This window comes from Alloalcanivorax xenomutans (genome assembly GCF_032810065.1).
Taxonomy (GTDB): Bacteria; Pseudomonadota; Gammaproteobacteria; order Pseudomonadales; family Alcanivoracaceae; genus Alloalcanivorax; species Alloalcanivorax xenomutans.
Map to the genome: position 1 here is coordinate 3306407 of NZ_CP136538.1, position 22899 is coordinate 3329305.

Consider the following 22899-nt stretch of genomic DNA (forward strand, 5'->3'; position numbering starts at 1 on the left):
CGTTAGCGCGCCTTCGGCCCTTTCCTTCCGGTCGCGACGGCTACTATGGGAAGCCGCCGGCGCGTTGACAAACGATCAATTCTCCACTCAGATATGAGAAAACCTTGGCCTTGTCACTCCCATGGATGTCCCGCAACTGCCCCTGAACGCCCTGCGCGCCTTCGAAGCCTCCGCCAGGCTGTGTAACTTCACTCGCGCCGGACAGGAGCTGAACGTCACCCAAACCGCCATCAGCCATCAGGTCAAGGCATTGGAAGACCAACTTGGCGTTACCCTCTTTACCCGTCTCCCCCGGGGGCTGGCACTCACCGACGAAGGTCACGCCCTGCTGCCGGTGCTGACCGACGCCTTTGATCGCATCAGCGGCGCCGTCACCCGTTTGCAGGAAGGGCGCTTTCAGGAAGTGGTCACCCTCGGCGTGGTGGGCACCTTCGCCATCGGCTGGCTGCTGCCGCGCCTGTCCGATTTCCGCGATCGCCACCCGTCCATAGATTTGCGTTTGAAGACCAATAACAACGTGGCGGATATCGTTGCCGAGGGGCTGGATTATTTCATTCGTTTCGGCGATGGCGCCTGGCATGGCACCGATGCTTTGCCACTACTGGAGGCACCGCTGTCACCGGTTTGTGCCCCGGCCCTGGCGGACCGATTGAAGCAACCAGCGGACTTGCATGGCATGCCACTGCTGCGCTCCTTTCGCCGCGATGAGTGGGAGCGCTGGTTCCGCGCCGCCGGCGTGGCGCCACCGACACCCCGGGGCGGTATGTTTGATTCCTCCACCCTGCTGCTGGAAGCCGCCGCCGGCGGCGAAGGCGTGGCCCTGTTACCGGTGGCGATGTTCCAGGAGGCACTCGGGCAAGGCAGGGTGAAACAACCCTTCGAATTGGCCGTGGATACCGGCCGCTATTGGCTGACCAAACTGAAATCACGGGAGGAAACGCCGGCCATGGGACAGCTTCGCGCCTGGCTGGAACAGTCTTTGCGCGGGTACGGCCCCGCAGCGTTGGCGAGATGATCCCGCGCGCCATTCGCCAGCAGGCTGGCTCCCAAAGATCATGCCACGAAGCCCCTGTGGGAGCTGCGGCGGGCCGCTGCAAGCGAATCTTGGGGCCTGAAACCCATTCGCTGCCAAGGCAGCTTCCCACAGCGGCTTCGTAGTCTGATTTGCGGGAAACAGAGATGCCAGCGGCGCCCCTTTCCCTCTAAAGTTTTTTCATAGCACGCCGATAATTTCGTCAAACGCTACTCGTGAAAACCAAGAAGGATCATCGCCATGAGCGCTCCGGTGGACCCGTTGGCTTCGTCTTTGCCATCGCAGTTTTCTTTTCAATCCGCCCGGCAAAGGGTGGAGCGAGTGCTGGCCCAGTTACCCCTGACCGACTCGCAAACCCGACAGCCCGAACCGGACCACGACAGCCTGGTGGAACCGGTGCAACGGATCAACGAAGTACTGCGCCCCTACGGCGTGCAGTTCGATCTCAGCGATGATTCCGGGCGGACCATCATTCTGGTGGTGGACCGGGAAAGCGGTCAGGTGATCCGGCAGATCCCCCCGGAGGAAGCGCTCAATGCCTATCAACGCATGGAAGAAATGAAAGGACGGCTGTTGCGGCTGGAGGTGTAGCGTGGGAGCGGGCTTGCCAACGGACGGCTTTGGCCTCGATGCACTTCCTCACACCTGCATGTTCATGATTTCTTTATAGGCGGACACCAGCCGGTTACGCATCTGCACACCCATTTCAAACGCCACGCTGGCCTTTTGCGAATCCACCATCACCTGTGGCAACGATACGTTCGGATCTCCGGCCTGGAAGGCTCTCGCCTGTTCACCGGCGGCCTGTTGCAGACCATTGATCCGCTCCAGCGATGCGCGCAACTCTCCAGCAAAACCACCACGTCCGTCGGTGGATCCGGAACGGGACACACCGCCGGCGTCGGCGGCCAGCTGCCGCATCTGGCTCAGTACGGATTGAATCTCCGGCGTACTCATTGTCACTTTCTCCGGTTTTCCTGATGGCACCCAGACTAGCAAGAGGCGACGGATGGCCATGCCGGTAATTGACGACAAAAAGACAGGCTTTTCTCGCCTTTGCGTGGCGGCGCTCTACGCATAATGGCAAAGCCCACGGCTCCATGAGCCCGTTCCGGCAAGAGACCATACGTTAGGCAAGGGTGATCATGTATCGCGTTTTTCTGCATCGACAGCGTCCCCGGCGCGGCCCCGCGCACCGCTTTGCAGCGGGAACCCTGCCGTCATGAGCGGGGCGTCCACCGGCAATGCCAACGCGGCGGCCAGCCAGGCCAGTCCACTGGCGCCCTGGCTGGCCAGACTGCGCGCCAATCCCCTGATTCCATTGCTGGTGGCGGGAGCGGCTGTGGTGGCGATCGTCGCCGCGCTGTTGATGTGGGCGAGCGCGCCGACTTATCGAGTGCTGTTCAGCAACCTCACCGAAGCGGACGGTGGCCGGATCATCGCCGCCCTTGAGCAGCAGGGCGTGCAATATCGTTTCAGTGAAGGCGGCCAGGCCCTGCTGGTGCCGGGCGACCAGGTGCACAAGCTGCGTTTGCAACTGGCGGAACAAGGGCTGCCGGAAGGCGGCAACGTGGGCCTGGACATCATGGAAAAGCAGGCGTTCGGTGTCAGCCAGTTCGCCGAACAGGTGAACTTCCAACGTGGCCTGGAAGGCGAACTGGCCCGATCCATCGAAGCACTGGGCCCGGTGGAACGGGCCCGGGTTCATCTGGCGCTGGCCAAGCCTTCCGTATTCATTCGCGACCGCCAGCCCGCCAAGGGCTCGGTGGTACTGACATTGCAACCCGGCCGCGCGCTCGGCGACGCCCAGGTCAATGCCATGGTCCATCTGGTGGCCAGCAGCGTACCCGAACTGGCGCCGGAAGACGTCACCGTGGTGGACCAAAGCGGCCGCCTGCTCTCCCGCGAAACCGGTCCCGGCCATGACCTCGACGGCACCCGCCTGCGCTATACCGAGGAAGTGGAGCGCGCCTATCAACAGCGCATCGAAAAAATCCTGGAGCCGATTCTCGGCCGTGGCAATGTGCGGGCCCAGGTCACCGCGCAGATCGATTTCAGCCGCCGCGAGGAAACCGAGGAACGCTACGGCCCGAACCAGAACGGCAATCCGGCGGCGATTCGCAGCAAGCGTATCAACGCCGTTTATGAAGATCCGGACGGCGGCGCCAGTGGCATCCCCGGGGCGCTCAGCAACACGCCGCCGGGGGAAGCGGCCTCGCCGATCAACAACGATGCCGACGGCAATGACGATGAAGAAGATGCCCCGCCCCAGCGCGTCCGCCAGGACGATCTGATCAATTACGAGCTGGATCGCAACGTCACCCACACCCAGCATCACCAGGGCAGCATTCAGCGCCTCTCCGTGGCGGTGGTACTCAACTACCGGGAAAAGACCGGCGAGGACGGCACCGTTCAACTGGCACCGCTGAGTGACGAGGAACTCAACCGCATCACCGACCTGGCCCGGCACGCCATGGGGTTCTCGGCGGAACGTGGCGACGGCCTGGAAGTGGTCAACAGCCCGTTCGCCGACTTGTCCGAGCCATTCGAGGAAAGGCCCTGGTGGCAATCACCGCAGTGGGTGGATCTGGCGTTGGGTTTGGGCCGCTATCTTCTGGTGGCACTGGCCGCCCTGCTGCTCTACCGGTTGATCCTGCGTCCGTTGATACAGCGCTATACCGCCACCCCGGCCGCTCCCCCACAGCCGGCGGCGCGGGGCAACGTCTCCGCCGTGGTCGGCGACGACGAGGACGATGACCTGGATCCGGAAGAAGTCGTGGCCCGGCGCCGGCGCCAGCGGCGCAAGACCCTGATGTACGAAAGCAATCTGAAGGATTTGCAGGATCTGGCCCGGGACGATCCGGCCATGGTGGCCATGATTCTGCGTAGTTGGATGAACCGTAATGAGCCGACCTGACAGCAGCGCGCGTACCGCCAGCGGAGCCCGTCGCGCCGCCATCCTTTTGCTGGCCCTGGATGAAGACAGCGCCGCGGAAGTGTTCCGTCACTTGTCCGCCCGTGAGGTGCAGGACATCAGTCAGGAAATGGCTGGCTTGAAGCATATTTCCCACGAGGAAATGCATCAGGTGCTGGAGGATTTCTACGACGAGCAGGAACAGTTCGCCGCCCTCAACCTGCGCTCCACCGATCACATCCGTTCGGTGCTGGTCAAGGCGCTGGGGCAGGAGCGGGCCTCCAGTCTGCTCGAGGATATTTTCGAACAGCACGCCGGCAATTCCGGTATCGACGCGCTCAATCTGATGGACGCCAACGTGGTGGCGGAGATGATTCGCGATGAACATCCGCAGATCATCGCCACCATTCTGGTTCATCTGGAGCGGCGCCAGGCCGCCGATGTGCTGGAGCAGTTCGACGAGAAATTGCGCAACGACGTGGTGCTGCGCATCGCCACTTTCAGCGGCGTGCAACCGGCGGCGTTGCAGGAGCTCACCGAGGTACTGGGCGGCATGCTCGATGGTCAGAACCTCAAGCGCAGTAAGATGGGCGGGGTGCGCACCGCCGCCGAGATTCTCAACCTGATGAATTCCAGCCAGGAAGAGGCGGTGATCAAAACCGTGCGCGCCCACAACGAGGATCTGGCCCAGCGCATCATCGACGAGATGTTCCTGTTCGAGAATCTGCTGGAACTGGACGACCGCAGCATCCAGCTGCTGCTCAAGGAAATCGATACCAAGTCGCTGATGGTGGCCCTCAAAGGCGCCGAGGAAGCGCTCACCGAGAAATTCCTGCGCAACATGTCCCAGCGTGCCGCCTCGCTGTTGCGCGAGGACATGGAAGCCAGCGGGCCGATCCGGGTATCGCAGGTGGAGAACGAACAGAAAGCCATTCTGCAGGTAGTGCGCCGCCTCGCCGACAACGGCGATATCGTGCTGTCCGGCGGGGACGACCTTTATGTCTGATTCGACCGCGCCAAAGACTTCCTGGCAACGCTGGCGAATGGGCGATCTGGAACGCCCGCGGGCCGAACGTCCGGGAGATAGAGCCGCCCAGCCGCAACGCCCGGCGGATAAAAACTTCGACGCCCGCGCCGAACTGAACGCCTTGCGCCGACAGGTTCGCGACCAGGCCTATCAGGAGGGACACCAGGCCGGTTTCGAGGCCGGCCAGGAACAGGGGTACAGCCAGGGCCTGGAGCAGGGCCGTCGCGACGGCGAGCAACAGGCACGGGAGCAAGCGGCGGCCAGTCTCGCCCCCTTGGCCGAACTCGCCGCCCAGTTTCAAAACGCGGTCCAGACCCTGGATCGGCAGATCGCCGACGACCTTGTCGATCTGGCCCTGGCGGTGGGCAGGCAACTGGCCGGCGAGGCGCTCGCGGCCAAACCGGAGCAGGTGCTGGCCCTGGTCCGCGAGTTGCTCCATCAGGAACCGCAACTGGGAGCCCATCCACGCCTGTGGCTGCACCCGGATGATCTGGCCCTGGTGGAAGAGCACCTGGCCGTGGAACTGACCGCCGCCGGCTGGCAAGCCCGGGTCGACCCGGACCTGCAACGGGGCGGCTGCCGGGTCACCGGCGATGCCGGCGAACGGGATGCCAGCCGCGCCTGCCGCTGGGACATGCTGCTGGCCAAACTGCGGCGCCAGCCGCGCGAGAACGAAACATGAACGCCGCCGCCCACCACGACCATTGGCGCGAAGCCCTGCAACGGGTCGGTCAGCGCCTGACCAGCACGCCCCCCTACCGGGAAAGCGGCCGCATCGTACGGGCCACCGGTTTGGTGCTGGAAGCGGTGGGCCTGCGTATTCCCCTCGGCAGCGGCTGCCGTATCGAGCTGGCCGGGCGTGGTTTCGCCGAGGCCCAGGTGGTGGGGTTCGCCGGCGAGCGGTTGTATCTGATGCCCCTGGCGGAACTGCACGGGCTGACACCAGGAGCCCGGGTACTGCCGCTCGCCGACGAAGGCGGCACACGCCGTTTCCCGCTCGGTGAAACCCTGTTGGGACGGGTGGTGGACGGCAACGGCGTGCCTCTGGACGGCGGCGCGACGCTCGGTGACTGTCCCCATGGCGGTCTCGACAGCGCCCCGCTCAACCCCATGGACCGCGCTCCCATCGACACGCCCATTGACGTCGGCATCCGTGCCATCAACGCCTTGCTCACCATCGGCCGGGGACAACGCATGGGCCTGTTCGCCGGTTCCGGCGTGGGCAAATCGGTACTGCTCGGAATGATGGCCCGCTACACCAGCGCCGATGTCATCGTGGTGGGGTTGATCGGCGAACGGGGCCGCGAGGTCAAGGAATTCATCGAGCATATTCTCGGCCCCGAAGGCCGCCGCCGGGCGGTAGTGGTGGCGGCGCCGGCGGATACCTCACCGTTGCAGCGCCTGCAGGGCGCCGCCTATGCCACCCGGCTGGCGGAGGGCTTTCGGGACGCCGGACATAACGTCTTGCTGATCATGGATTCGTTGACCCGTTACGCCATGGCGCAGCGCGAAATCGCCCTGGCCATCGGCGAGCCGCCCGCCACCAAGGGGTATCCGCCGTCGGTGTTCGCCAAGTTACCGGGGCTGGTGGAACGGGCCGGTAATGGCGCCCCCGGCAGCGGTTCGATCACCGCCTTTTACACCGTGCTCACCGAGGGCGACGACCAACAGGATCCGATCGCCGACGCCGCCCGTGCCATTCTCGACGGTCACGTGGTGCTGTCGCGCTCCCTGGCCGAAGCCGGCCATTACCCGGCCATCGACATTGAAGCCTCGATCAGCCGGGCCATGACGCAACTGGTGCCCGCCGCCCAGCTACGCCGGGCCCAGCGCTTCAAACAGCTTTTTTCCCTGTATCAGCGCAACCGCGATTTGATCGGCGTCGGCGCCTACAGCCCCGGCCACGATCCGCAGCTGGATCAAGCAGTGCAGCTGTATCCGCGCCTGGAAGCGCTGCTGCGCCAGGACATCAACGAATGCGCCGGGCTGCAGGACGCCCACGGCGCCTTGTCCCACCTGATCGGAGATCCGCCATGACATCATCGTCGCCGCTGGACACTTTGATCGAGCAGGCCCGCCAGGCCCGTGACCAGGCCGGACACAGCCTGGCCGAAGCCCGGCGCGGCCAGCAAAACACCGCCGCGCAATTGTCCACACTGGAGAATTACCGCAATGAGTACGCCGGCCGGTTACAGGACGCTCTCGCCCGGGGTATGGATACACTGACGCTGAATACCTATCGCCGCTTCCTGGCCTCCCTGGATCAGGCCATCGAACAGGCGCGGCAGGTACTGTGCGAACAACAACGCGCCATCGATGCCGGTCAGGACCATTGGCGTCAACGGCAACAGCGGCTGTCCTCGTTTGACACTCTGGCGACACGGCGGCAACAACAGCAACAACATCGGGAGCACCGCCAGGAACGGCGGCAAACCGATGACATCGCCAGCAACCTGCACCAACGCCGGTTACCCGGCACGGCGACCTGAAGAGTCGGAGGAACCCCATGGACATTCAATCTCTGTTGACCTTGCCCGGCAGTGGCCTGAAACCCGCCACGAACGCCGTTCCCGCCGAAGGCGCGGACTTCGCCACGGCCTTGCGGTTGCTGAGCCAGAACGCCGCCCCGCCGACCCAGGCCGGTATCCAGACAAACGCTCCCACCACCACGGCGCTGGCCCCCCTGACCGACGACGCACTCAGTCAGGCACTGCGCGCGCCCCTGCTCGGTGAAGCCAAGAGTCAACAGCCACGCTTGCCGGAGCACGCCACCGACAGTGATTCCGGAGACGATCCGGAAGCGATGACGGCGCTGCTGGCGCCGGTGGTGCAAACCGCCATCCCGACGGCGCCCGCCGACAACAACACGCCGTCGGGTTCCGAATCACGTGAAGCCAGGATGCCACCGGTGATTACCTCCCCGTCTCCGGTCACGGCGGAGGGCCAGCCCATCAAGCCGGACAATCAAGGCCCCGCGCCGGCCTTGCCACAAACCATGGCCGCGACGGAATCAGCGGACCTGTCCCGGCCGGCGGTGACACTCTCCGGCGCTGAGCCCCCAATACTCAACACGCCGGGTACCGAGCGCTCCCATTCCGCCACGGCACCGGTGCCGGCCTCGCCGGTTACGACCAGCGCCACCATTTCCACCACCGTTGGCCAGCCGGGTTGGGGACAAGAGCTGGGGTTGCAATTGGCGCAATGGCAACAGCGTGGTGAACATCGGGTCGAACTGCATCTGCATCCGGCGGAGCTGGGGCCGCTGTCGGTCTCACTCAAGGTGGATGACCAGGGCGCCCAGGCCCAGTTCTTCTCCGCCCATGGCCAGGTCCGCCAGGCCCTGGAGCAGGCGCTGCCGCAATTGCGCGAAGCGTTGGCGCAACAAGGCATCAACCTGGGGGAGGCAAGCGTTAGCGATCAGCAACCGGGACAACAGCAACCGTCCCATTTCGCGCAAACGGAATCCGGTGCCACCTCCAGCGTCATGCTGGCCGATGCCGAAGACCTCGAAACCGCCGGCTCTCCGGTTCGCACCGTATCGGTCAGTCAGGGAGTGGATTTGTACGCTTGAAATACCGGACGCATCAGCACACTGACGAAGCCGCTGTGGAAACTTGCCTGCAAGCGAATATCCCGGCACCAGAAGCCCGCATTCGCCAGCAGGCTGGCTCCCACAGCGGCTTCATAGACCGATCGGTGGGAAGCTGCTTCAGCAAAGATTGGTGCACCGCCAGCCTTCTCCCCACCGCTAAAACCCCGAGATAACCCCATTAGCGCGTTCTATTCCGGCCATGGTCATGGCGTCTTCGGCGGCATACTCGGCGGCGTGAGGAGTAGTTGATCAGGCGGATGAGCATGGCCGAAAAAACAGGTTCACGGAAACTGGTGTGGCTGATCGCCGCGTTGTTGGTGATGACCACCTCTCTGGCGGCGGCCAACGTCTATTTGCTGATGGACAAGAGCAGCGACAACAAGCTCGCGGCGAAAGTGGTGCAGACCGCCCGTTCGCCGATCTATGTCAAAGTCGCCCCCTTCACGGTGAACTTGCGCGACGATCTCTGTGGGCGCCATCTGCTGTATGCGGGAATATCCTTGCAGGTAGGCGACAGCACCACAGAGGACTTCCTCAATGACTTCATGCCCCAGGTGCGCAGCCGGCTGCTGCTGTTGACCTCGGGCCAGAAGGCGGAGGAGATGATGACGCCGGAAGGGAAGGAAGCGTTGATCGAAAAGATCCTCGCCCTGTTCGAAGAAGAGCTGGTGGACGGCCAGCCGACCCTGCGGGTGGACGACGTCCTGTTCACCGAGTTCATTGTCCAATGAGCCGCCTTCCGATATTCACCGACACCGCTTGACGATAACGCCATGTCCCAAGACGATCTGCTGTCCCAGGAAGAAATCGACGCCCTGCTGAATGGCCCCGGCGGCGATGACGACAGCGCCAAAGCCGACGAATCGCGCGTCAAGCCGTACGACCCGGCCTCGCAGCATCGGGTGATCCGGGAGCGTTTGCACAGCCTGGACATCATCAACGAGCGCTTCGCGCGTCATTTTCGCGTGGCGCTGTTCAACCTGATCCGGCGCAGCGCCGACATTACCGTGGATTCAGTGCGCTATCAGAGTTTCAAGGACTTCGCCCGTAATCTGCCAGTCCCCACCAACCTGAACCTGATTGCCATGAAGCCGCTGCGTGGCACCGCCCTGGTGGTGTTCCCTCCGGGACTGGTATTCATGGTGGTGGACAATCTGTTCGGCGGCGACGGCCGCTTTCTGACCCGATCCGAGGGCCGGGAATTCACCAACACCGAACAGCGGATCATTCGCCGGGTGCTGCGCCTCGCCATCGACGCTTACCAGGAAGCCTGGAGCACGGTCTTCGCCCTGGATGTCCAATACCTGCGTTCGGAGATACAGGCCAAGTTCGCCAACATCACCAACTCCCCCAACGAGATCGTGGTCAATACCACCTTCCATCTGGAAGTGGGCAATCTGGCCAGCGATTTTCAGATGTGCATCCCCTACTCGATGATCGAGCCGCTGCGCGATGTGCTGACCAACCTGGGGCCCAACGGCCGTGAAGGCGATCAAAGCTGGACCCGGCGGATGGCCGGCGAGTTACGCCAGACCGAAGTGGAGCTGGTGGCGGAGTTCGTTTCCGTGGCCAGCCGCATCGCGGACGTGATGGCATTGAAGCAAGGTGATGTATTGCCCATCGAATTACCGGACAGCGTGCGCGCCCATGTGGACGGTGTTCCGGTCATGGAGTGTGAATACGGCAGCCGTGAAGACCAGCGGGCGTTGCGCGTGGTGCGCATGATCGATCACACCGGCCCGCCTTCGACCTCCCCGTTCGTCAAAGCGTCCACGCCGCAACCCAAGGAATCCGAAGATGAGTGATCCCAACAAACCCGATCAGCCGGATCAACCGGAGAAGCCGGACCACGATGACCTCTGGTCCGAAGCGCTGAACGAACAGAACAGCGGCGGCGAGGATGATCCCTGGGCCGAAGCCCTGGCCGAACAGCAGTCCTCGGCACCCGGCAACGACCAGGGCAACGGTAACAACGGCGGCGACGCCACCCGCAATGCCGGCGGCCAGGTATTCAAACCGTTGGAAGGCGAGACCGGCATCGGCTCCGGCCCCCGTGATCTGGAAATGATCATGGACATTCCGGTCAAGCTGACGGTGGAGCTGGGACGTACCCGCATCACCATCAAACAGCTGCTTGAGCTGGCTCAGGGGTCGGTGATTGAGCTCGATGGTCTGGCCGGCGAGCCGATGGACATTCTCATCAACGGTTACCTGATCGCCCAGGGCGAGGTGGTGGTGGTGGATGATCGCTACGGCATCCGCATCACCGAAATCGTCACCCCGTCCGAGCGGGTACAGAAGCTGAATCGCTGAACCATGAGCACCGAGACCCTGGCACAACATGGTGAAGGCTGGATCGGACTGGCCATGATCGGCAAGACGGCGTTCGCGCTACTGCTGATCGTCGCCATTATTCTGTTGTGCGCCTGGCTACTGCGCCGCCTCAACGGCCTGCCCGGACAGGGTCAGACATTGAAGGTGGTCGGCAGTCGCGCCCTGGGTCCAAAGGAACGGCTGGTGGTGGTGGAAGTGGAAGGCACCTGGCTGGTACTCGGCGTTGGCGGCGGCGGCATCAATAAGGTTCATGAAATGCCCGCGCCGACGCGGGCCGCCTCCGCGGACGAGTCAATCGATGCCGGCGAAGAAGGCACCAGCTTCGCCGCCCGCTTCGCCAAAGCACTCAGCGCTAACGGAAAAAAAACCCTTGGCGGCAACGGCAAAAGCGGCGGGATCGGATCATGAAACGCGGCCCGAGCCGGCTATTGTTGGCGGTCCTGTTAGTGTCAGGTTTGGTCCTGTCCAATCTGTCCTGGGCTCAGGCCAGCATCCCCGGTCTCACCAGCCAGCCCACCGCCGACGGCGGCCAGCAATGGTCAATCCAGCTGCAGACGCTGTTACTGCTCAGCAGTCTGGCGTTCCTGCCTGCTCTGTTGCTGATGATGACCTGCTTCACCCGCATCATCATCGTGTTCAGTCTGCTGCGCACGGCCATGGGCACCCAGTCGGCGCCACCCAACCAGGTGCTGCTCGGACTGACTCTGTTTCTCACCTTTTTCATTATGTCGCCGGTGTTGAACCGGGTTTACCAGGAAGCCTGGGTCCCCTTATCCAACGATGAAATGGGCTTCGAACAGGCGCTCAGTGTGGGTAGCGAGCCGTTCCGGGAATTCATGATGGCACAGACCCGGGAGCCGGATCTGGCGTTGTTCGCGCGGCTGGCCAAGGCGGAGGACCTGAATGGGCCGGAGGACGTGCCGCTTCGCGTATTGCTGCCCGCGTTCGTGACCAGTGAATTGAAGACCGCGTTTCAGATCGGCTTCACCATTTTTATTCCGTTTCTGATCATCGATCTGGTGGTGGCCAGTGTACTGATGGCGCTGGGTATGATGATGGTGCCGCCGGCCACCATCTCATTACCCTTCAAACTGATGCTGTTCGTGCTGGTGGACGGTTGGCAATTGCTGATCGGCTCGCTGGCGCAAAGCTTTTTCGTCTGAACGGAGAAACGCCATGACCCCGGAAGCGGTAATGAGCCTGGCCTATCAGGGCATGATGGTAACGCTGATGCTGGCGGCGCCGCTGCTGATCACCGCGCTGGTGATCGGCCTGTTGGTGAGTCTGTTTCAGGCCACCACCCAGATCAACGAAATGACCTTGTCGTTCATTCCAAAGATTCTCGGCGTGTTCGCGGTGGTGGTGCTGGCCGGTCCATGGCTGCTGCATTTGATCATCGACTTTACCCGCGAGCTGTTTCAGAACCTGCCCTTGCTGTTGTCCTGATCCATGATCCAGGTCACCTTCGATCAGCTGCACGCCTGGCTGACCGCCTTCTGGTGGCCATTTCTGCGCATTCTGGCGTTTTTCAGTGCCGCGCCGCTGCTCGGCCACTCCAGCGTGCCCCGGCAGATGAAGATTGGCCTGGGCCTGCTGATCACCATCGTGATCGTGCCCCATCTGCCAGCGCCACCGGCGATTCCGGTGCTGTCCTGGGCCGGCCTCGGCGTGTCGGTGGAGCAGGTGCTGATCGGCGTGGCCATGGGACTGGTGTTGCGGGTCATGTTCGCGGTGGTAATGGCCGCCGGCGATTTTATCGGGCTGCAAATGGGTCTCGCCTTCGCCACCTTCGTGGCTCCGGATACCGGCGCCAACACCATGATTGTGTCGCGTTTTCTGTACATGATAACGCTGCTGATGTTTCTGGCGGTGAACGGCCATCTGATGGTCATCGACACCCTGGCGGGCAGTTTTCAGACCCTGCCGGTAGGACTGGCCGGGCTCAATAGCGATGCCTTCGAACTGCTGGTGCGCTATGGCGGCACTGTCTTCGCATCCGGCCTGATGCTGGCACTGCCTCTGGTCTGCGCCCTGCTGATCACCAATCTGGCGCTCGGCATCCTTAATCGTTCCGCGCCTCAGCTGACGGTATTTTCGGTGGGCTTCCCGCTGTCACTGACCCTGGGTCTGTTCCTGCTTACGGTGCTGATGGGGGATCTGGGACGTTTTCTTCAGGGCTTGTTCGGGGAAGGATTGGGCGTTTTGCAGCATCTGCTGGAGCGCATGGTCTCTCCCGTTTGAGAGATCTTTGGAGAGATCAATTCAGAGGTAACTACGAAGCCTCGGTGGGAGCCTGCCTGCAGGCGAATATCAGGACAGTCCCGGAAGACAGCCCTTTCGCCTGCAGGCAGGCTCCCACAGCGGCGCCGCGGATCGCGCCATGGGAAACTGGCCCGCCTGCTACATCCGGTCGAACAGGGACATCCCCTTGATGCCCATGAAACTCTGTTGAGCGGCCTGCAGACCGACCTGGCGAAGCACGTACTCGGAAATCGCCTCCACATAATCCAGATCAACCAGATCGGACATGGTCTGCTCGTAGTTGAGGGCGCGGTTCTCCGCCACCGTATCCACCACGTCCAGTTCGTTGAGGCGGGCGCCGACCGAGGCTCGCACGGTGAGGACATTGTCCAGGCCGTTATCCAGTTCTCGCAACGCGTTATTCAGGGTATTGGTACGCGCGGCTTTCTCCGCGTCGGTGGAGGCCGGATTCTCCAGCACCGCCAGAGCTCGCTCAAAGGTAGCGAACAAATCCGGATCCATGTCGGCGGCTTTATCCACCGCGATACTGTCACCGTCCGCCGGCGTGCCTTCCAGCGTCATGGAAAGACCACCAAAGCGGATCGGTTCGCCTTCCTGGTAGGGTTGTGGCGCGCCGCCGTTGACGGTGTAGGTGATGTCGGTTCCGTCGTCGGCGAACTCGATGGTAAAGGCGCCGCCGAAGTCCGGATCGTCGACGTCGACCACGTCCGGCCCGGTGAACGTCAGGGACCCGCTGTTGCCGCCGTCGGCGCGAGCCAGATAACCGGCACTGGTATGCACACTCTGGAAGATGTCCTCACCGTTATCGGATACCGGCATCAAACGGGAGGCATCAATGCGCTGCTGTCGTACCTGGGTATCCCCCACATAATCCACGCCGCCCCCGTTTTTGACGAACGGCGGACTGTCGTCCTGGTAGCCGCCGAACAGATAACGGCCGTTACCATCGGTGGCGTTGGCCTGGCCCAGCAGCGTTTCATAGATCCCGCGCAGCTCACTGGCGGCGGAGTCGCGATCGGCATCGCTGAGCGTGCCGTTCACCGCCTGCAGGATCAGCGTCTTGGCCTGAGTGATTGAATCGCTAACGCTGTTCAGCACACTCTCTTCCTGGGACAGCGCATTGCGGGCACTGACCCGCGCGTCGCCATACTGCTCGGTAAGCGCCAGAGATTGCGCCACGCGCACAGCCTGGGAAGCGGCCTGGGGATCATCGGAGGGATTGACCACGCGGCGTCCGGAAGCGATTTGCTGACTGACTTTCATGAAGTCGGCCTGCTGACGATTCATGGAAGTCATGCTTTGTTCGAACATGGTCACCGTACTGATACGCATAACGATGGCTCCTCAACCGGTTAGCGCAGGCCCAGGATTGAATCGAGCACGGTACTGCCCACTTCGATCACCTTGGCGTTGGCCTGGAAATACTGCTGGAAACGAATCAGGTTGGCGGCCTCCTCGTTGAGGTCCACACCGGATACCGATTGCTGCACGGCGCTGAGCTGCTCTTGCAGCCCCTGCTGTGCCGCCAGATTCACCTTGACGATGTTGGTGCGATTACCCACGTCCCCCACCAGCGAGGCATAAGCCTGACTGAACGTGGCGTTGCCGCTGACCAGAGACTGGTTCTGCAATTCCTGCAGCGCCAGCGCGTTTTCGTTGTTGCCGCTGCCCGCGGCACTACCGGCGGCGATCTCGGCGGTATCGCGAATCAACATTTCCATACCGCCGGCGGCGTACCGGGTGGGCTGAACTTCGAAGCGATCATTGGCGGCCAGTTGTGCCGGATCGTCGATGGTGACGACGACACCGCCAAAGCTGAGCTGATTATTGGCATCCAGGGTGGCATTGACGGTTTCGCCATTGTCGTTGCGGGTAATGGCGAACTCGCCGGTGGCCGGATCGACCACCGTCACCGTGTAGTCACTGGTGGTAAGCCCCTCGGCATCGCCAAAGGCAACCGACAGCGTGGCCGTGCCGGTATTATCGGCATGGCTGTACAGCCTTGGGGAGCCGATGGCGAAAAGATCACCGCCGGCGTCGCCGTTCAGATCCACGCCGTCACGATGCTGTTCATTGAAGGCCTGGGCCAGGGACACCGCCAGCCGGCCCAGCTCGTTCTGGGTTTTATCCAGCGTCTCTTCGCGGAAGTTCAGCAAGCCACCCAGTGAACCGCCCTGGATATTCTTGCTCTTCAACTCCACCAGATTGCCGGCGGAATCGTGGTAGCCCACCACCAAGCGGGAGGGATCGGTTTTCGATTCCACCGCTTCCAGTTCAAAACTGCGGGTTCCGGCCACCAACGGCTGGCCGTTGCCGATGCTAAGGTTGTAGGTGCCGCTTTCCTGTACCGACAGTTTTACGTCGATACGTTCACTCAGTTCCGCCACCAGCTGGTCCCGTTGATTCAGCAAGGCGTTCGGCGCTTCACCCTGCTTGGCTTTGGCCAGGGCGATCTCCCGGTTCAGATTGGCGATCTGTTCGGCGGTGTTGTTGATTTGGGTGATTTCGTCACTGATCTGTCCGTTGATGCCGTTCTGCATATCGTCCAGATACTGTTGGAACGAGCGGAACTGGGCGGACAGCGTATCGGCACTGCCGATCACGCCCTGCCGGGAAGAAGGATCGGAAGGCGCTCCGGCCAGATCTTCCAGGGAGGAGAAAAAGTTCTGGATCAGCGGGGCCAGACCGGCTTCCTGGTCCGCCAGCAAGTTGTCGATCTGGCTGACCTGGGTCTCGTAGGCCTGCAAGGCGCTGGCGTTGCTGGTGGACTGGTTCAGTTGCCCGGCCACGTACTGGTCGAACTGGCGCTGAATGTCATTCACCTGGACGCCATTACCAACACCACGCTCGCCCAGCAAAACCAACTCCCGGTTATAGCCGGGCGTGTAGACATTACTGATGTTGTTGCTGGTGGCGTACAGCGCATTCTGGGCCGCGTTCAGACCACTCAGGCCAATGGAAAACAAGCTCATCGACGGTATCCCTGCGTTATCTAGTCAGGTTATCGGCGGCAGCCGGCGGTACTTGAGTCCCGGCGGCGGCTTTATTTGTGCTTAAGCTCCCACAGCGTCGTTGTAGCAACCCATGAATCCATATCCCCAGCGTACCTGAGTATTTGGAATGCCAGTGGTTCAAGAACCGCGATGTTATTTCATCGTCGTGCTGGCCACCGTCATGCTGTTCAGCCCTTCCATGACCGCAATCAACTTCTCCGCGTAGGCCGGGTCGGTGGCATAACCGGACGCTTGCAGGGCGCGGGCGGCGCTGTGTGCGTCCGGCGCCGACATTACCGAGGCGTAACGCGGATTCTCACTCAACAAACGGCCATGATCGGCGAAGGCATCGGCGTACGAATCGTAGACCCGGAACCGGCCCACCTGACGCACTCGCTCACCGTCCACGTACTCGTGCGTAACAATGTCGGTAGTGTTGCCGCGCCACCCCGATCCAGCCTTGATACCAAACAGGTTATGGCTGTCGGCGCCATCGGCGGTATTGATGCGATAGCGCCCCCAACCGGTTTCCAGCGCCGCCTGTGCCAGCAGCAGTTCCCGAGGCAGACCGCTACGTTCACTGGCCTCTTGGGCGGGCCCGGAGAGCCGCTGCAGGAACACCTCCTTGCTCCAGCCTTCCTGCCGCGCCACCGCTCCGGCAACGGTGTCCGGCGTGGTCACCGGCAGTGCCTGCCCCGCCCCCAAGGTACGTGGCGGGGCGCCAAAAGCGGCGGCCAGGTCGGTACCACCACCGGTTTGCGGCGACAGCTGACTGATCAGTTGCTCGGCCAGACCGACGCCGCGACCCGCCACATGCTGTGCCAGTTGTTGATCCGCCAGCGACTGATAGAAGCGCGACTGATTACTGTCGAGCAAATCCGAACGCGGGATGGCGTCACGCATGCTCTTGACCATCTGTTGGAGAAACAATGCCTCGAACTGTTGCGCCGCATGCGCCAGTTGTTTCTCCGGGTCCAGCGCGGCTTTTTGCTTGAGCCGTTGCAACCCTTGCAAATCAAGGGCGAACTGGTTGTCGCTTGCGCCAATCGCCATTACAGAATCTCCAGCTCCGCGCGCAGCGCACCGGCTGATTTCAGCGCTTGCAGAATCGACATCAGATCCTGGGGCGTGGCGCCCAGCGCATTCAGCGCGTCCACCACTTCCATCAGATCGGCGCCTTCCACCACTTGCAGCGCGCCGCTTTCCTGTTCGATACGGATATCACTGTCCGGCACCACCACGGTTTCGCCTTCACCGAAGGGAGCGGGCTGGCTGACACCAAAACGGGTATCGATGGTGACCGAGAGATTGCCGTGGGCCACCGCCGCCGGACGCAGAGTAACGCGTCCGTTCAATACCACCGAGCCGGTACGGGCGTTGATCACCACCTTGGCGGGAGCGTCCGAGGGATTCAGTTGAATGCGCTCCACCCGTGCCATGAACGCCACACGGCGATTATCGTCGCGGGGTCCGACCAGACGAATCACCCCACCGTTGACGGCACTGGCCACCGGCGAGCCGAATTCCTCATTGATCGCCTGCACCGCCCGCCAGGTGGTATCGAAATCGGCGTCATGGAACTGCAATTCCAGCACGCCGTTGTCGCCGCCGAGTTGCAACGGCACCTCCCGTTCCACCATGGCACCGCCGCTGATACGACCACCGGCCTGCTGATTGATCTGGGCGCTGCTGCCACCGGCCTCGGCACCGACGCCGCCGACCAGCAGATTGCCCTGGGCGAGGGCATAGGTTTGCCCATCCACGCCTTTCAAGGGCGTCATCAACAAAGTGCCTCCCCGCAGACTGCGCGCATTACCCACCGAGGACACCACCACGTCGATGCGTTGCCCGGGGCGGGCAAAGGGCGGCAGATCGGCGGTCACCATCACCGCCGCCACATTACGCAACTGCATGTTGGTCCCCGCGGGCACGGTGATACCCAGTTGCGAAAACATGTTGGTCAGCCCCTGGGTGGTGAACGGTGTCTGCATGGTCTGGTCGCCGCTGCCATCCAGACCCACCACCAGGCCGTATCCCACCAGGGTGTTGTCACGCACGCCGGCAAAGCTGGCCAGTTCCCGCAGAGTTTCCGCGCCGGCGGACAGTGGCCATGACAACAGCAGGAATAACCATGCCGCCAACCATTTGGGGCGGTGCGATCGGGAACTAGGTAAGGCAAACAGTTTCATGGTTGGCGCCGTCATCAGAACGGGGAGATATTCAGGAAGAACCGCTGCAGCCACCCCATGTGCTGAGCTTCATTGATGTAGCCGTCGCCGACATATTCGATGCGCGCGTCGGCGACCCGGGTGGACAGTACCGAGTTGTCGCCGCGAATCACCTGGGGATCCACCACGCCGGCGAAACGGATGAATTCCGTTCCCTGGTTGATGGCGATCTGTTTTTCCCCCCGCACGCGCAGATTACCGTTGCTCAGTACCTCCAAAACGGTAACGGTGAGGGTGCCGGTGAAACTGTTGTTGGCGCGGGAACCGCCGCCCGCTTCGAAGGTGTTTTCACCGGTCAGGTCGAAGCCATAGTCGGCCAGGTCCTCCAGCCCCTTGGGCAGCACCTGCGGCGTGAACGTGCTGTTGCCGGTACGATTGGCGTTACTGCTGGAAACCTTGCTGGCGCTGACTTCTTCGTCGAACACGATAGTCAGCACGTCACCGGCCATGCGCGGCCGATTGTCCTCGAACAAGGGGTGATAGCCACGCCTGGCCTGAAAAATGGATCCGTTGGCCCGCGGCGCCGGCGGCTGGGCAATCTCCACCCGCTCCTGTTCACCCACCACGGAAGGGCGTGGCAGCTGCGCGCAGCCCGCCAACAGAATCAGGCCCAGGGCCAGCCCCCACAGGCGCGGATCAGAGCTGAGTGAGCCGGGCAAGCATTTCATCGGAGGTTTGCACTGCCTTGCTGTTGATCTCATAGGCCCGCTGGGTCTGGATCATGTTGACCATTTCCTCCACCACATTGACGTTGGAGGTTTCCACATAGGACTGGTAAATCCGGCCGGCGCCATTCATGCCCGGCATGCTTTCGGTGCGCATACCGGAAGCGGCGGTCTCCAGATAGAGATTCTCGCCGATACTTTCCAGGCCCGCGGCATTGACGAAGGTGGAAAGGGTCAACTGCCCCACTTCCCGGGCATCGGTGGAACCGGGCTCGGTGATGGAGACAATACCGTCCTGACCGATGGTGACGCTGAGCGCGTTGTCGGGAATCAGAATCGCCGGCTCCAGCGGATAGCCACTGGAGGTCACCATCTGGCCATTCTCATCCAGCTGGAAACTGCCATCACGGGTATAGGCGATGGTGCCATCCGGCATCAGCACCTGGAAAAACCCCTTGCCGTTGATCGCCAGATCCCGCGAGTTGCCGGTCTGTTCCAACCCCCCCTGGGCATGCAGACGCTCGGTGGCCACCGGCCGTACCCCGGTACCGATCTGCAGGCCAGAGGGCAGGCGGTTCTGCACATCGTTCTGCCCTCCGGGCTGGCGCAGGTTCTGATACAACAGATCCTCGAACACAGCGCGGGTTTTCTTGAAACCGTTGGTGCTGACGTTGGCCAGATTGTTGGCGATCACGTCCATCTTCACCTGCTGCGATTCGAGACCGGTCTTGGCGGTCCACAAAGAGCGAATCATGATGATGTCCTCTTTCGGTTATCTCGTTATCGGGCGGCGCTCGCGGGCCGGCCTCAGTTCATCGACAGCAGAGCGTTGGCGCGCTGCGCGTTCTGATCGGTATGCTCAATCACCTGGAGCTGCATTTCGTAGCGGCGGGCGGTGTTGATCATCGACACCATGGCTTCCATGGTGCTGACGTTACTGCCTTCCAGAGCACCGGATTGCAGGCGTCCCAGCTCATCGCGCGGCAGCACGCCGTCCCCGTCCCCGGCGCGGAACAAGCCATCATCGCCCCGCTCCAGGTTCCCGGCGGTATCGTTAACCAGTTTCAGACGCCCAACCTCGGCGATGGCGTCCGGCTGTTCCCCGGCGCCGATGGCGCTGACGGTACCATCGGCGCCAATCGACAGGCTGGCGCCGAGCGGCACCACGATCGGGCCGCCATCACCGATCACCGGCCGCCCGCCGCTGGTCAGCAAGCCTTCGCCGTTGACCTGCAGATCGCCGCGCCGGGTATAAGCCTCGGCGCCGTCGGCGCCCTGCACCGCCAGCCAGTTGCCCTCCCGCAGGGCAACATCCAGATCACGACCGGTGGCGTTGATCGGGCCGATACTGAAATCGGTGCCCGGCGTGGTCGCCATCATCGACACCCGTGTCGGCAACGCACCGTCACCCCGCACCGGCACCGCCCGCAAAGCGTGAATCTGCTCGCGGAAGCCGGAGGTGGTGGCGTTGGCCAGGTTGTTACTGACCACCGCCTGCTGATCCTGACTTTGCTTGGCCGCCACCATGGCGGTATAGAGGATGCGATCCATGTCTCAAGCCTCGGCGATTAACGCAGGTTTACCGCGTTCTGCAAAACCTCGTCCTGCACCTTGATGGTTTGGGTGTTGGCCTGATAGTTACGCTGGGCGATGATCAGATCCACCAGTTCGGAAGTCAGGTCCACGTTGGACACTTCCAGTGCCTGGGACTCCACGTTGCCGAACATACCGGTGCCGGCCAGGCCAAGTAGAGGCTGCCCGGAAGTGCCGGTCTCCACCCAGGCGTTATCACCGGCCGGTTGCAAACCTTCAGGGTTGCGGAAGTTGGCCAGCGCCAGAGTGCCAAGCACCTGGGACTGCTCATTGGCGTAATTACCGATGATGTTACCGTCATCATCCACGGTGACCCCCACCAGACTGCCAGCGGTGTAACCGTTCTGGTCCAGCGAACCCAGGTCGAATTCCTGACCGAACTGCGTGGTGCCATCGAAGTTGATGCCGAACGTCACGTCATCGGCACCGTTGTTCATGGCAAAGGAATAATCCGGAAAAGTACTGTTGGCTTCGTCCAGGGTGCCATTGCTGTTAAAGCGCAACTCACCGGTGTTGGCCGCATCCACGGTGCCGTCCACGGCACTGTGAACCGCCCATTCATTCTCACCGGTTTTGACAAAATACAACGTCATGGTGTGCTGTACGCCGAGGGAGTCATACACCGTGGCGGTGTTGGCGTAGGAGTAGGTATCGTCATCCGCCGGATCAAAGGCGTCGGTGATGATGTCGCTCTCCGCGTCCAGATTGAAGGTGGCGTCCACCCCGGTGGTGGCACTGGCGCTCATGCCGCCGGCCGGCACCTGCAACACCTGGGGCTGGCCGCCGGTGCCCACCCCGGCGGGGAAGCCGGTAAGCCGGGCTCCCTGGGCATTTTCCAGGTAGCCTTCCTTGGTCAGAGTCAACTGGCCATTACGGGAATAGACGATCTGCTCGCCCTGCAGGAAGCGGAAAAAGCCGGCGCCGTTGATACCCAGATCCAGATTGCGGCCGGTGCTTTCCAGAGTGCCGTTGGAGAAATCCTGCAACACGCCCGAGACACGCACGCCCTGCCCCACCTTGGCACCAGTGTAGACATCAGCGAACTGCACCGAGGAGCCCTTGAACCCCACGGTCTGCGAGTTGGCGATATTGTTGCCAACCACGTCCAATTGACTGGCGGCCGCGTTAAGGCCACTCAATGCCTGAGAAAAACCCATCTTTCAGCTCCTGTTCAGAGAATCTGCCGGACTTCGTCCAGCGTCACCGGATCGGAAATGCCGCCAAGATCCAGACGCGGCTGACCATCGGTTCCCATCTTCACCCCGTTGACCAGGGCATAATTCAAGGTAGTGACATCCATCGACGCATCACCGCTGGTGGCGGTCACGGCCACCTTATAAGCGCCTTCCGGCGCCAGGGTTTCGTCTTCCAGCTTGCCATCCCAGACAAAGGATTCGACACCGGCGTCCAGGGCGCCCAGCTCAAAGCGGCGCACCACTTGGCCGGAACCATCGGTGATGGTGACCACCACATTGTCGGCCGCTTTATCCAGCTCCACGCCAAACGGCGTGGTGGCGCCTTCTTCACCCACCAGCACCCGGTCGCCGGCAACCAGCACCCCCCGGCCGATCAGGGCGGTGGCCTGCAGCGCCTTGCCGGCGTCGATCTGATCGTTGATTTCTCCGAGCCGGGCATTGAGTTCCTGGATGCCACTGACGGTATTGATCTGCGCCAGCTGCGAGGTCATCTCCGCGTTTTCCATCGGATTCATCGGATCCTGATTCTTCAACTGCGTCACCAGCAGGGTCATGAAGCTGTCCTGCAATTCACCGGCGGCGCCCCGGCCGTTGGTGCCGGAAGTGCCGTTCATACTATTCAGCACGGAGCTACTAATGTTCTGGGTGGCGGCCGCCATCAGCTTTCTCCCACGGTCAGGGTTTTCAGCATCATCTGCTTGCTGGTGTTGAGGACTTCCACATTGGCTTCATAGGAACGGGAGGCGGCGATCATATTGACCATCTCGTGAACCGGTTCCACGTTGGGCATGGTCACGTAACCCTGCTCATCCGCCAGCGGATGATGGGGGCGGTACTCGCGACGCAGGGGCGCCGGGTCCTCCACCACTTCCCGCACCGCCACGCCGGCAGTGCCTTCCCCGTTTTGGCGGCTTTCGAAGATCACCTGGCGTGCCCGATAGGCTTCGCCGCCCGGGCCGGCGACGCTATCGGCATTGGCCAGATTGCTGGCGGTGACATTCATGCGCTGGGCCTGGGCCACCATCGCCGAGCCGGAAATTTCAAAGATGGAAAACATGACGG

General features: G+C 62.3%; 26 protein-coding genes. 15 read left to right on the plus strand and 11 right to left on the minus strand.

Annotated elements, in window-relative coordinates; translation table 11 throughout:
• The first annotated feature begins 121 nt into the window (after positions 1-121).
• Complete coding sequence (locus RYH70_RS15140; RefSeq protein ID WP_317009356.1) at positions 122-1015, plus strand: LysR family transcriptional regulator; 894 nt, start codon at positions 122-124, stop codon at positions 1013-1015.
• Positions 1016-1273: 258 nt separating this feature from the next.
• A complete protein-coding gene (locus RYH70_RS15145) occupies positions 1274-1624 on the plus strand; it encodes a flagellar protein FlaG (RefSeq protein ID WP_022995650.1) in 351 nt (116 codons plus the stop codon).
• A 48-nt stretch (positions 1625-1672) separates the two neighbouring features.
• Here RYH70_RS15145 and fliE read toward each other — a convergent pair whose 3' ends face one another.
• Positions 1673-1990, minus strand: coding sequence for a flagellar hook-basal body complex protein FliE (gene fliE / locus RYH70_RS15150; RefSeq protein ID WP_026948656.1), 318 nt, complete (start codon positions 1988-1990; stop codon positions 1673-1675).
• Between the two features lie 265 nt (positions 1991-2255).
• On the opposite strand from fliE, the gene fliF reads away from it, so the two are divergent.
• The 13 genes from fliF to fliR all read left to right on the plus strand — a co-directional run bounded on the left by fliF (position 2256) and on the right by fliR (position 13141).
• Positions 2256-3950, plus strand: coding sequence for a flagellar basal-body MS-ring/collar protein FliF (gene fliF, locus RYH70_RS15155; protein WP_317009357.1), 1695 nt, complete (start codon positions 2256-2258; stop codon positions 3948-3950).
• Positions 3937-4953 carry a flagellar motor switch protein FliG gene (gene fliG / locus RYH70_RS15160; protein WP_014995743.1) on the plus strand — a complete coding sequence of 339 codons (1017 nt, stop codon included), beginning with the start codon at positions 3937-3939 and terminating at the stop codon, positions 4951-4953. The genes fliF and fliG overlap by 14 nt, the downstream gene beginning before the upstream one ends.
• Positions 4946-5656, plus strand: coding sequence for a flagellar assembly protein FliH (fliH, locus tag RYH70_RS15165; protein ID WP_026948654.1), 711 nt, complete (start codon positions 4946-4948; stop codon positions 5654-5656). Before fliG ends, fliH begins: the two co-directional genes overlap by 8 nt.
• Positions 5653-7011, plus strand: a complete 1359-nt coding sequence (gene fliI, locus RYH70_RS15170; RefSeq protein WP_022995654.1) for a flagellar protein export ATPase FliI — start codon at positions 5653-5655, stop codon at positions 7009-7011. Before fliH ends, fliI begins: the two co-directional genes overlap by 4 nt.
• Positions 7008-7463 carry a flagellar export protein FliJ gene (gene fliJ, locus RYH70_RS15175; RefSeq protein WP_022995655.1) on the plus strand — a complete coding sequence of 152 codons (456 nt, stop codon included), beginning with the start codon at positions 7008-7010 and terminating at the stop codon, positions 7461-7463. Before fliI ends, fliJ begins: the two co-directional genes overlap by 4 nt.
• A gap of 17 nt (positions 7464-7480) precedes the next feature.
• Positions 7481-8545 (plus strand): flagellar hook-length control protein FliK, encoded by a 1065-nt coding sequence (locus tag RYH70_RS15180; RefSeq protein ID WP_022995656.1) that lies wholly within the window; start codon positions 7481-7483, stop codon positions 8543-8545.
• 284 nt (positions 8546-8829) lie between these two features.
• Positions 8830-9297 (plus strand): flagellar basal body-associated protein FliL, encoded by a 468-nt coding sequence (gene fliL, locus RYH70_RS15185; RefSeq protein ID WP_031228450.1) that lies wholly within the window; start codon positions 8830-8832, stop codon positions 9295-9297.
• Between the two features lie 42 nt (positions 9298-9339).
• Positions 9340-10371 carry a flagellar motor switch protein FliM gene (gene fliM, locus RYH70_RS15190; protein WP_317009358.1) on the plus strand — a complete coding sequence of 344 codons (1032 nt, stop codon included), beginning with the start codon at positions 9340-9342 and terminating at the stop codon, positions 10369-10371.
• A complete protein-coding gene (gene fliN, locus RYH70_RS15195) occupies positions 10364-10879 on the plus strand; it encodes a flagellar motor switch protein FliN (protein ID WP_022995659.1) in 516 nt (171 codons plus the stop codon). Before fliM ends, fliN begins: the two co-directional genes overlap by 8 nt.
• A gap of 3 nt (positions 10880-10882) precedes the next feature.
• Complete coding sequence (gene fliO / locus RYH70_RS15200) at positions 10883-11308, plus strand: flagellar biosynthetic protein FliO (RefSeq protein ID WP_317009359.1); 426 nt, start codon at positions 10883-10885, stop codon at positions 11306-11308.
• Entirely contained in the window at positions 11305-12063 is a 759-nt protein-coding gene (gene fliP, locus RYH70_RS15205) for a flagellar type III secretion system pore protein FliP (RefSeq protein ID WP_116027145.1), read from the plus strand. The genes fliO and fliP overlap by 4 nt, the downstream gene beginning before the upstream one ends.
• A 13-nt stretch (positions 12064-12076) precedes the next feature.
• Positions 12077-12346, plus strand: coding sequence for a flagellar biosynthesis protein FliQ (gene fliQ / locus RYH70_RS15210; RefSeq protein ID WP_014995753.1), 270 nt, complete (start codon positions 12077-12079; stop codon positions 12344-12346).
• Between the two features lie 3 nt (positions 12347-12349).
• The gene (fliR, locus tag RYH70_RS15215) at positions 12350-13141 is read left to right on the plus strand and encodes a flagellar biosynthetic protein FliR (RefSeq protein WP_022995662.1); all 792 of its coding nucleotides are present in this window, start codon (positions 12350-12352) and stop codon (positions 13139-13141) included.
• A gap of 159 nt (positions 13142-13300) precedes the next feature.
• Here fliR and flgL read toward each other — a convergent pair whose 3' ends face one another.
• The 10 genes from flgL to flgC all read right to left on the minus strand — a co-directional run bounded on the left by flgL (position 13301) and on the right by flgC (position 22894).
• Positions 13301-14494 (minus strand): flagellar hook-associated protein FlgL, encoded by a 1194-nt coding sequence (flgL, locus tag RYH70_RS15220; RefSeq protein WP_317009360.1) that lies wholly within the window; start codon positions 14492-14494, stop codon positions 13301-13303.
• 20 nt (positions 14495-14514) lie between these two features.
• Positions 14515-16134 carry a flagellar hook-associated protein FlgK gene (flgK, locus tag RYH70_RS15225; protein WP_022995664.1) on the minus strand — a complete coding sequence of 540 codons (1620 nt, stop codon included), beginning with the start codon at positions 16132-16134 and terminating at the stop codon, positions 14515-14517.
• A gap of 174 nt (positions 16135-16308) precedes the next feature.
• Complete coding sequence (gene flgJ, locus RYH70_RS15230; RefSeq protein ID WP_316308750.1) at positions 16309-17208, minus strand: flagellar assembly peptidoglycan hydrolase FlgJ; 900 nt, start codon at positions 17206-17208, stop codon at positions 16309-16311.
• Complete coding sequence (locus RYH70_RS15235) at positions 17208-18344, minus strand: flagellar basal body P-ring protein FlgI (protein ID WP_284456034.1); 1137 nt, start codon at positions 18342-18344, stop codon at positions 17208-17210. Before RYH70_RS15235 ends, flgJ begins: the two co-directional genes overlap by 1 nt.
• A gap of 14 nt (positions 18345-18358) precedes the next feature.
• Complete coding sequence (locus tag RYH70_RS15240) at positions 18359-19051, minus strand: flagellar basal body L-ring protein FlgH (RefSeq protein ID WP_022995667.1); 693 nt, start codon at positions 19049-19051, stop codon at positions 18359-18361.
• Positions 19020-19802 (minus strand): flagellar basal-body rod protein FlgG, encoded by a 783-nt coding sequence (flgG, locus tag RYH70_RS15245; protein WP_022995668.1) that lies wholly within the window; start codon positions 19800-19802, stop codon positions 19020-19022. Before flgG ends, RYH70_RS15240 begins: the two co-directional genes overlap by 32 nt.
• Before the next feature lie 53 nt (positions 19803-19855).
• On the minus strand, positions 19856-20599 hold the full coding sequence (locus RYH70_RS15250) for a flagellar basal body rod protein FlgF (protein WP_317009361.1): 744 nt from the start codon (positions 20597-20599) through the stop codon (positions 19856-19858).
• A 17-nt stretch (positions 20600-20616) separates the two neighbouring features.
• Positions 20617-21798, minus strand: coding sequence for a flagellar hook protein FlgE (flgE, locus tag RYH70_RS15255; RefSeq protein WP_317009362.1), 1182 nt, complete (start codon positions 21796-21798; stop codon positions 20617-20619).
• Between the two features lie 14 nt (positions 21799-21812).
• Positions 21813-22496 (minus strand): flagellar hook assembly protein FlgD, encoded by a 684-nt coding sequence (gene flgD / locus RYH70_RS15260; RefSeq protein ID WP_097058623.1) that lies wholly within the window; start codon positions 22494-22496, stop codon positions 21813-21815.
• On the minus strand, positions 22496-22894 hold the full coding sequence (gene flgC, locus RYH70_RS15265) for a flagellar basal body rod protein FlgC (protein WP_317009363.1): 399 nt from the start codon (positions 22892-22894) through the stop codon (positions 22496-22498). The genes flgD and flgC overlap by 1 nt, the downstream gene beginning before the upstream one ends.
• Positions 22895-22899: the final 5 nt, after the last annotated feature.

Excerpts from the sequence above, each read along its gene's own strand:
- RYH70_RS15140 (WP_317009356.1), top strand. The coding sequence starts at position 122 with ATGGATGTCCCGCAACTGCCCCTGAACGCCCTGCGCGCCTTCGAAGCC.
- fliG (WP_014995743.1), top strand. The coding sequence starts at position 3,937 with ATGAGCCGACCTGACAGCAGCGCGCGTACCGCCAGCGGAGCCCGTCGC.
- RYH70_RS15250 (WP_317009361.1), bottom strand. The coding sequence starts at position 20,599 with ATGGATCGCATCCTCTATACCGCCATGGTGGCGGCCAAGCAAAGTCAG.
- fliQ (WP_014995753.1), top strand. The coding sequence starts at position 12,077 with ATGACCCCGGAAGCGGTAATGAGCCTGGCCTATCAGGGCATGATGGTA.
- flgL (WP_317009360.1), bottom strand. The coding sequence starts at position 14,494 with ATGCGTATCAGTACGGTGACCATGTTCGAACAAAGCATGACTTCCATG.
- fliE (WP_026948656.1), bottom strand. The coding sequence starts at position 1,990 with ATGAGTACGCCGGAGATTCAATCCGTACTGAGCCAGATGCGGCAGCTG.
- flgK (WP_022995664.1), bottom strand. The coding sequence starts at position 16,134 with ATGAGCTTGTTTTCCATTGGCCTGAGTGGTCTGAACGCGGCCCAGAAT.
- flgC (WP_317009363.1), bottom strand. The coding sequence starts at position 22,894 with ATGTTTTCCATCTTTGAAATTTCCGGCTCGGCGATGGTGGCCCAGGCC.
- RYH70_RS15240 (WP_022995667.1), bottom strand. The coding sequence starts at position 19,051 with ATGAAATGCTTGCCCGGCTCACTCAGCTCTGATCCGCGCCTGTGGGGG.
- fliR (WP_022995662.1), top strand. The coding sequence starts at position 12,350 with ATGATCCAGGTCACCTTCGATCAGCTGCACGCCTGGCTGACCGCCTTC.
- fliJ (WP_022995655.1), top strand. The coding sequence starts at position 7,008 with ATGACATCATCGTCGCCGCTGGACACTTTGATCGAGCAGGCCCGCCAG.
- RYH70_RS15145 (WP_022995650.1), top strand. The coding sequence starts at position 1,274 with ATGAGCGCTCCGGTGGACCCGTTGGCTTCGTCTTTGCCATCGCAGTTT.
- fliO (WP_317009359.1), top strand. The coding sequence starts at position 10,883 with ATGAGCACCGAGACCCTGGCACAACATGGTGAAGGCTGGATCGGACTG.
- RYH70_RS15180 (WP_022995656.1), top strand. The coding sequence starts at position 7,481 with ATGGACATTCAATCTCTGTTGACCTTGCCCGGCAGTGGCCTGAAACCC.
- flgE (WP_317009362.1), bottom strand. The coding sequence starts at position 21,798 with ATGGGTTTTTCTCAGGCATTGAGTGGCCTTAACGCGGCCGCCAGTCAA.
- fliP (WP_116027145.1), top strand. The coding sequence starts at position 11,305 with ATGAAACGCGGCCCGAGCCGGCTATTGTTGGCGGTCCTGTTAGTGTCA.
- fliH (WP_026948654.1), top strand. The coding sequence starts at position 4,946 with ATGTCTGATTCGACCGCGCCAAAGACTTCCTGGCAACGCTGGCGAATG.
- fliI (WP_022995654.1), top strand. The coding sequence starts at position 5,653 with ATGAACGCCGCCGCCCACCACGACCATTGGCGCGAAGCCCTGCAACGG.
- flgJ (WP_316308750.1), bottom strand. The coding sequence starts at position 17,208 with ATGGCGATTGGCGCAAGCGACAACCAGTTCGCCCTTGATTTGCAAGGG.
- RYH70_RS15235 (WP_284456034.1), bottom strand. The coding sequence starts at position 18,344 with ATGAAACTGTTTGCCTTACCTAGTTCCCGATCGCACCGCCCCAAATGG.
- fliF (WP_317009357.1), top strand. The coding sequence starts at position 2,256 with ATGAGCGGGGCGTCCACCGGCAATGCCAACGCGGCGGCCAGCCAGGCC.
- fliN (WP_022995659.1), top strand. The coding sequence starts at position 10,364 with ATGAGTGATCCCAACAAACCCGATCAGCCGGATCAACCGGAGAAGCCG.
- flgG (WP_022995668.1), bottom strand. The coding sequence starts at position 19,802 with ATGATTCGCTCTTTGTGGACCGCCAAGACCGGTCTCGAATCGCAGCAG.
- flgD (WP_097058623.1), bottom strand. The coding sequence starts at position 22,496 with ATGGCGGCCGCCACCCAGAACATTAGTAGCTCCGTGCTGAATAGTATG.
- fliM (WP_317009358.1), top strand. The coding sequence starts at position 9,340 with ATGTCCCAAGACGATCTGCTGTCCCAGGAAGAAATCGACGCCCTGCTG.
- fliL (WP_031228450.1), top strand. The coding sequence starts at position 8,830 with ATGGCCGAAAAAACAGGTTCACGGAAACTGGTGTGGCTGATCGCCGCG.